Below are 6984 nucleotides of genomic sequence, written 5' to 3'. Positions count from 1 at the left end.
AAAAAAAAAAATACTTTATGAAAAAAAATCCCCCCCCCCCCCCCTCCTTTCCAACAGAAAAACCTGTTGAGATATCTAATTTCTAAATCATTAGGCCTTGTAATTGCTATGTGCCTACTTACTACTTCATGTGTAGATGAGACTAATTTTTCAGGCAAAACGGTAGATCCAATACAAGAAAAAACGCTTAGAACTTTCACATCAATTCAAAAAGATGATTTTCTGAGAAGTTTACAGGATGGAAATAAATTACTTTCTTTTGGAAGTAGAAAACAAGATGGTGAATCTGATTTTTTAGGGAGAGCTAATTGGGCGAAAGCTTATAAGCATGAAAATCAAGTTTCTGGTGAGCTTACTTATACAATTCCCTTGATATCAAACGGTCCAGAAGAATTTGGAAATCTGATTATTGTTAAAAATGGGGAAACTACAAACTCATATGTTCTCAATTATATCCCAGAACAAAAATGGCTTGAAACCAAAAAAAGGAGACATGGTTTCGGTAATTATTCTGGAATAGTTCAACTAATTAATTTAAATGGTGAAATATTTAGTGAAACACGATATTTAGAAGGAGATTTAGTAACAGATCAAGGAATAAATGCAAGGACATCAGGGTGTAAAACAGAAATTATAGTAACAGGTTACACCACGGTTTGTGTCGATAATCAATGCATTATATCAGAGGTTAGATATGCAGAAGTAGAAATTTGCGAAACACAATCTACTGATGGCGGAGGCGATGTTAACAATGGTGATGGTTCAGGTGGCGGAGGAGGTTTGCCAGATCAAAATCTAGGAACCCCAGGGCCGCTTGACCCTGCAGATATCGCTTATTGGTTAACTCCTGTTTTGGCAGGGGACGACTTAACCAATCCATACCATGGAATGAAGGCCAAAGCGAAAGATGGCACAATCTACACGTACGATGCTAACATCAATGGATGGTTAATGCCGGATGTTATAGTCCTTGAGGAAAATGGCTATACACCAAACTATTTTCTATCTCCTTCTGCCAACTTTGACGGAGGTATTATTTCCACAATGATAATTGTTGCAGTTGCAGAACCAACACCAATAGGTGAAGTGATTCTTGGAGGATTTGCTCTTTCCTTATATTTGTATCAATGGGCACAAGTTGCCGACGCAGAATTCCCTAATGAAGCTTGCTTAGATTTTTTTGAAGAATGCCAAAGATGGAATTCTTTCTATTTTACCAATTTGGACTGTTCTAGTTGTGTTAAATTGTGCTATGATTCCAAAACCGGACAATGGCCATTTAATTTATGCCCCATTGGATATTAAATGATAAAATGAATGAAAATAATTGAATTTAAAATCGATAGAAATAATCTCATCCAAGCTGGTTTACAAAACAGCGGAACTATCCAATTCATCTTAAGTTGCTTCTATTCAGATGCTGGAGAAATCTTTAAATCTCAAATCCAAATTGCTGGATATTCAGGAGAATTAAAGTATAAATTTCACAATGAAATTTATGAAGGGCTTTCGCCAATTGAAATTGGATTGTCTTCCAAAAAGTCACTGCAACTACCAGAGGGAACAATCCCAAAAAAAGCAAAAATGCCAGATAATGTTAAACTAGAAATATTCTATAAACTTAGAAAAGAACTAGAAGAAGCTGGCCTAATTTAGTCTAATAAAAATCCGCCGACCTCTCTAGATCGGCGGATTTTTATTAGACTTCATACTTAAGCTTTCTGACTTGCTAAAAAGCTCTTCCCTTCAAATGCTCCTCCAAGTCCAGTAAATTCACGCCGCTTTTCCACCAGTCAGGAGCTGCCTCACCTTTCAAATGATGGTCAAAAAACTCCATCATCCGAACGCTGTAGTCTTTGCGGTTTTCCAGTTTACTCAAACCGTGGTTCTCGCCTTTGTATTGCATCATCACGACGGGCTTTTTCAATCTTCGCAAAGCCGAATAGTACTCGATGCCTTGGGTAAAGTCCACTGCACCATCTTTGTCATTGTGCAAGAGCAATAGCGGCGTGGTTACATTTTTTACATGGTAAACCGGGCTGTTCCGCTCGTAAGCTTCCCAGTTTTCCCAAGGGCCGCCTCTAAACCTGCCTTGCGAGGCTTCAAAGATGGACATATTTCCTCCGCCTGAATTCCAGTAGATCAAATCATACATGGAAATCATATTGGTCAAAGGTGCACCAGCAGCTGCAGCTTTGAACATATCCGTCTGCGTGATCAGGAAGGAAGTTTGATAGCCTCCCCATGAGTGCCCATGGATACCTATATTCTTTTCGTCGATCACCCCGGTTTTGATGGCTTCTTTGACTGCTGGAATCACACACCAAACTGCAGACATGCCTGGATCATCAAGCTTGTACACGATATCTGGAATGAATACAGCAAATCCATTGGAAGTATAGACGTTAGGGTTCCATCCTGTTCCGCTGTATCCTGGGTTGGACCAGTTATGACGGGTTTGAGATAGCTTTTCGTAGTAATAGACCACAGTAGGATACTTTTGGCCCTCTACATAGCCTGCAGGTAAAAACAGCGTACCCTGCAATTTGTCACCCTTGTCAGAGACATAATCGATCAGCATTGTTCCAGCAGACCAAGCATATTTCTCTGCATCCGGAGCATTGTTGGTGACTTGCTTGGGATTAGAAAGGGATGCATCTGTCAGGTAAACTTGAGTAGGCTCGTTGAATTTCTCTTGGAAGAAATAATAGGTTTCTGCGTTCTTGGCCTTGGATAGGTTTCCCACATTGAAATCATCCCAAATCAAAACCTTAGCACCGGGAGTCAAGCCGCCTTTTTTCGCAGGAGAAAGCTGTGCAATACCAGACTTCTTGGTCCACTCTCCATACATACGGATATAAGCTGGCTTGCTGAGATCTATACCTTTTTCCTCAGGATCCAATCCAAAGCGATATTGATATCGAATCTGATCAGTCTTGCCGTTGACGGTCAAATTGATGGCTGTTTCCTTACCAGACCCTACCGGAACTTGCCAGATATCCCAACCGTCTCTTAAGATCACATACTTGCTATTGGAACTCCAGCCTAATGCCCCGTTCATGGGCTTTTCTACATTGTGATCGTCTTCTGTATTTACAAAGGTGGTAGGAAGCCCTTCCGTGATGTTTTTACTTTGAGCTGTAGGAATATCATAGATATAAAAATGCCCGTCCAGTCCGTAAATCAGCTTTGTTCCGTCAGGAGATTCACGGGGATAAGAAGAATAGGAGGGGAGGTAAAACTTGTTGAAGAGTTCCTTTTTCTCTCCGGTTTTCAGGTCTACGATGTAAAAATCACGGTAGCTTTGTCCATCCAGATTTCCATCCAATTCATAAGCTTGCAGATCGGATCCCAAAGCATAGCGCTGCTTATCCAGAATGTTCAGATCTCTCATGCTGCTGTCTTGCAATTGGATATGCTTGCCGGCATTCACATCATACATAGCCCAGAAACTGTAATTTTTATCCTGATTCATCATGACCTGTTGTCTGGATTGTAGGCGACTGTCATTCCAATGCCAGATGGTCATATCCGGGGTGTCCGCATCATTTTCTTTTTTGCCTTTCACCTTGCCAGAGTCCAATTTGGCGATGGCTTTTTGCAGATCGGAAATCGATTTGATCGTCGTATCTGCCATGATTTTTTGCATGGCTGCAGCTTCAGCTTGTTTCACCGAATCTTGATCCACTTCTTTTTTAGCTTCCTCTTTTTTTGCCAGTTCCAAAGGGTGGATGCCATAAAACAAACGAGTCAAATCATCCGACCACATGGGTCTTCTGTTTTGGGAGATCGTATAGGCTTGATTGAAATTGATAGAGTCCTTTTCAGGATTGTAAACGGTAACTTGAGGGGAAGCCAGATTTTTTACTCCGATTACTTGTCCCTTGTCCTGCTTGTACTTTTTGTCTTTGACCATTTTCAAAGCGGCGAAAGCATCCCCCTTTTCTGTCCAAGCCAAGGAACGATAGGAAGCTTTATCAGAATCCAAGATCTGCATGCTATTGGCTGCTACATTCATCAAATACAAGCCATTACCGGATTGGTTGGCTGCATCTACTGTGTATGCTAGATAGTTCCCTGCTTTGTTAAATGAAAAGTCAGCTACATTTCCGAGGTTTTGAGCTTTTTGGGAATTAAGATGGTAAATCAACAAATCCGAGCCTCTTGCATCTCCATTGCCTTCTTTGGAAAGGTTGATGGCCAAGACAGAGGAAGCTTTTCCATTGAAAGCATAGTTGCTCACGTTTTCAAACTCTTTCTTTTCATCCGTACCCAATTTGACTAGAATAGCCTTGTTTTTTAAGGATTTGCCTTTGCTTTTTTCATTCGCTTTTTTCTCCGAAAAGGTAGGATACTCTGTATAGACAAACCACTTACCATCCTCGCTGAATTGCATGGATGGGTAGCTGGTGGAGCCGATTTTGAAAGTTTTTTTGGAGGATTCATCTCCAACTTTTTGGAGGATGATTTCTCCGTCCCCTTCCAGTTGAACTAATCCATAGACCGTCCATTTGCCATCTGGGGAGATTTCAAAAGCTGAACCTGGCATGTATTTCCAGGTAGGGATGTCTTTCCAAGTAATGGGTTTGATGTCTTGGGCAATTGCCATACTGGCAAAAAGGAAAAGTGCCCAGAGTGTGAGTAGTTGTTTTCTGATCATTTGTAATTCTTTTTTCTCAAGCAGGAAATTAGGGAAAAATGAATAGAGTCAATTAGAAATTGGGAAGAATGGTTAAAAAAAGCAATCCTGTTGCATCTTTAAAAATGAATTGCACTTGGAAATAAGGAGATTCTTCAAATTTATTTCCTAGATCAATTTGTTTTCGCTCAATCGAAATCAGTTAAGGCTATTGATAATTATACTTATAAAGAACATCTCGTGTTAGATTCCTTGTTTTTCGCTCATAAAATCTTGAAAAAATATTCAACCCAACTCCAGTGAATGTCAAGGGAATTAGCAGATCATTCTGACTGGAAGACTGGGATTCGAAACCAACCGCCAGAAAGAAAATTCCAATTCCGAGGGCTGAGTTGGCTACGTTGGCTACTGTGCTCACTTTTTCTCTTTTCAGAACCTGCTCATAAAGCCGTAAGGCCTCCGGATTGGATTGAAATCGTGTTAAAACCTGATCTTTTTCCAGCTGCATAGGGCCTTCGTAGATATTGATTTTTGGACCTAAAAAACCATCTATGATATCCATGCTCAGAAATGCATCTGCGCCTCCCGAATAATGATAGGCATTGAAATCATTGATAGTTCGTTGAATTCTTCGTTCTGAATCAGCGACAAGAATGTTTCCAGTGCTTTGTAAAACCCCTCCCCCAAAAGAAGCCCAAAACCATGGGCGGACATTGGCTGGGGTAATATCATTTGTAAACAGATAGGCGATGGAGCCAATAGTCACGGCTATACCCGAGACCCGGATACCCATACCCAAATTCTTTTTTCGCTGATAACTCTGGAATTTAAAGTCTTCATTTTTTAATGAATTGAGGAAGGCAGTGACCTCTTTCGGACTTGATTTTTCCCCGTCAAGGTAATAGGTGGTTTTGTTGAAAAATCCTTCTTTTAAAGTGATGATGGGCTGATTGGAATAGTTTCCTGGGAAGTAGTTTCGGGATTTTTGTGTGTTTTGGGCTGAAGAAATACTAATGCATAATGTTAAAAATACGGTGAGGACGAATTTCACAAATTTTTTTTCCATGACCTGAATCACTTTTTATAAACTATTTTCACAATCAACGAAAAGCTTAACTGAAGGTTTCTGAATGGAGTTTTTATTATATCTGGAAATTTTATACATAAAGATGCCTTTCTTTGCTTTTAGGGTCATAAAACAAAAAAGACCTTCCAAGTTTTGAAACCTGGAAGGTCTGTGAGTTATTCAGATTTCTAACTTAAGAATTCTGATTTCCCAAACTGCCTATTGCCTACTGTACACCACTTTTCCTCACTGTATTTTATATTTTACATAGTGATTTTAGTTTGATGTTTCTTTCCCTTTTTTTAAGAATGAATATATAAATATTAAAAATAGAGAAAGAATGCTTATAGCGTAGAACCAATTATTGAAATTTACAATTTCAAGAAAGTAGAGAAAGATATAAATAATCAGAATCAATCCTGAAATAACAATAATCACACTTAGAGCTTTCATCAGAATTTTGAAGCAATCCAATCTTTACCATAATATATTTCACAACCTATTCCTGTTGCGGCAGTGGCTCCCATAAACCAACCAGCAGGATTCCACCAATTTAAGGCAGCACCAACTCCCATAACCCCGGCTGAAACAGCTAATCCATGACATATTGCCTCTCCGGTCGTTCCTCCTTTAACATTGACTAATTGATCGAAATTTAGCTCTTTCATAATTACATCATTCCACATAATAATACACCCATGGTTCCAAAGTAACCAGATAGTCCAGCCGCTACGCCTAATCCTAAACCACCTGTTGTAGCGGTTAATGCACCAATAGCTAAAACACCTGTTACTGTAATTGCAAAAACTGCAACATCTTCACAGTCTTTTCCCCCACTCACCATCTCCATTTTTTCAATGCTCAACTCTTTCATAATTGTGTTGTTCTTAGATTTAGAAATTTGATTTAGGATACCCAAACATAAATTTGACTAGGTGACATTTCTTATCACCCAATTATTTTTTTTTAGAAAAAATGTAGCTTTTCGATTCTCTACAAAAAACTATCTCAATTGACTCGGAAAGACGAAGATCGTCAATGATCCGAAAGACAGTTCGTTTATGGACCTGAAGCTTTTTAGCCAAATCCTCTGGACTGCCCGTCTTTTCTTTTCAATCAGCTCAATCAGGAGCTTGGTGAGCTCATAGGACTTCAGTCCTGCCATGATGTGTTGGTTTTGGGTTGAAGAATATACCGATAGGCAGCGGAGAATGGGTTTTCTGTGGCTAGAAGTTGATGAGGGGTACCGCAAATACTGAACTTGCCCTGCTCCAGAATC

General features: G+C 39.7%; 6 protein-coding genes. 2 read left to right on the top strand and 4 right to left on the bottom strand.

Going from position 1 to position 6984, the window contains the following annotated elements:
* Window positions 1-66 precede the first annotated feature (66 nt).
* Both B2906_RS17135 and B2906_RS17130 read left to right on the top strand, forming a co-directional pair.
* Window positions 67-1305, top strand: a complete 1239-nt coding sequence (locus B2906_RS17135; RefSeq protein ID WP_286941987.1) for a hypothetical protein — start codon at window positions 67-69, stop codon at window positions 1303-1305.
* A 12-nt stretch (window positions 1306-1317) separates the two neighbouring features.
* The gene (locus tag B2906_RS17130) at window positions 1318-1656 is read left to right on the top strand and encodes a hypothetical protein (protein WP_286941984.1); all 339 of its coding nucleotides are present in this window, start codon (window positions 1318-1320) and stop codon (window positions 1654-1656) included.
* 73 nt (window positions 1657-1729) lie between these two features.
* Here B2906_RS17130 and B2906_RS17125 read toward each other — a convergent pair whose 3' ends face one another.
* From B2906_RS17125 to B2906_RS17110, 4 genes are all read right to left on the bottom strand, one after another.
* Window positions 1730-4660, bottom strand: a complete 2931-nt coding sequence (locus B2906_RS17125) for a S9 family peptidase (protein ID WP_286941981.1) — start codon at window positions 4658-4660, stop codon at window positions 1730-1732.
* 187 nt (window positions 4661-4847) lie between these two features.
* Window positions 4848-5705, bottom strand: coding sequence for a hypothetical protein (locus tag B2906_RS17120; protein ID WP_219957758.1), 858 nt, complete (start codon window positions 5703-5705; stop codon window positions 4848-4850).
* A 452-nt stretch (window positions 5706-6157) separates the two neighbouring features.
* A complete protein-coding gene (locus tag B2906_RS17115; protein ID WP_219957759.1) occupies window positions 6158-6373 on the bottom strand; it encodes a hypothetical protein in 216 nt (71 codons plus the stop codon).
* A 2-nt stretch (window positions 6374-6375) separates the two neighbouring features.
* Window positions 6376-6579, bottom strand: a complete 204-nt coding sequence (locus B2906_RS17110) for a hypothetical protein (protein WP_091655513.1) — start codon at window positions 6577-6579, stop codon at window positions 6376-6378.
* Window positions 6580-6984 lie beyond the last annotated feature (405 nt).

The sequence above is a fragment of the Algoriphagus sp. UBA3586 genome (genome assembly GCF_002376385.1).
GTDB classification, from domain to species: Bacteria; Bacteroidota; Bacteroidia; order Cytophagales; family Cyclobacteriaceae; genus Algoriphagus; species Algoriphagus ornithinivorans.
This window is presented reverse-complemented; position numbering and strand designations above follow the sequence as displayed.

Bases quoted from the DNA above. Each gene is read 5' to 3' on its own strand.
- B2906_RS17130 (WP_286941984.1), top strand. From the start codon at position 1,318: ATGAAAATAATTGAATTTAAAATCGATAGAAATAATCTCATCCAAGCT.
- B2906_RS17125 (WP_286941981.1), bottom strand. From the start codon at position 4,660: ATGATCAGAAAACAACTACTCACACTCTGGGCACTTTTCCTTTTTGCC.
- B2906_RS17120 (WP_219957758.1), bottom strand. From the start codon at position 5,705: ATGGAAAAAAAATTTGTGAAATTCGTCCTCACCGTATTTTTAACATTA.
- B2906_RS17115 (WP_219957759.1), bottom strand. From the start codon at position 6,373: ATGAAAGAGCTAAATTTCGATCAATTAGTCAATGTTAAAGGAGGAACG.
- B2906_RS17110 (WP_091655513.1), bottom strand. From the start codon at position 6,579: ATGAAAGAGTTGAGCATTGAAAAAATGGAGATGGTGAGTGGGGGAAAA.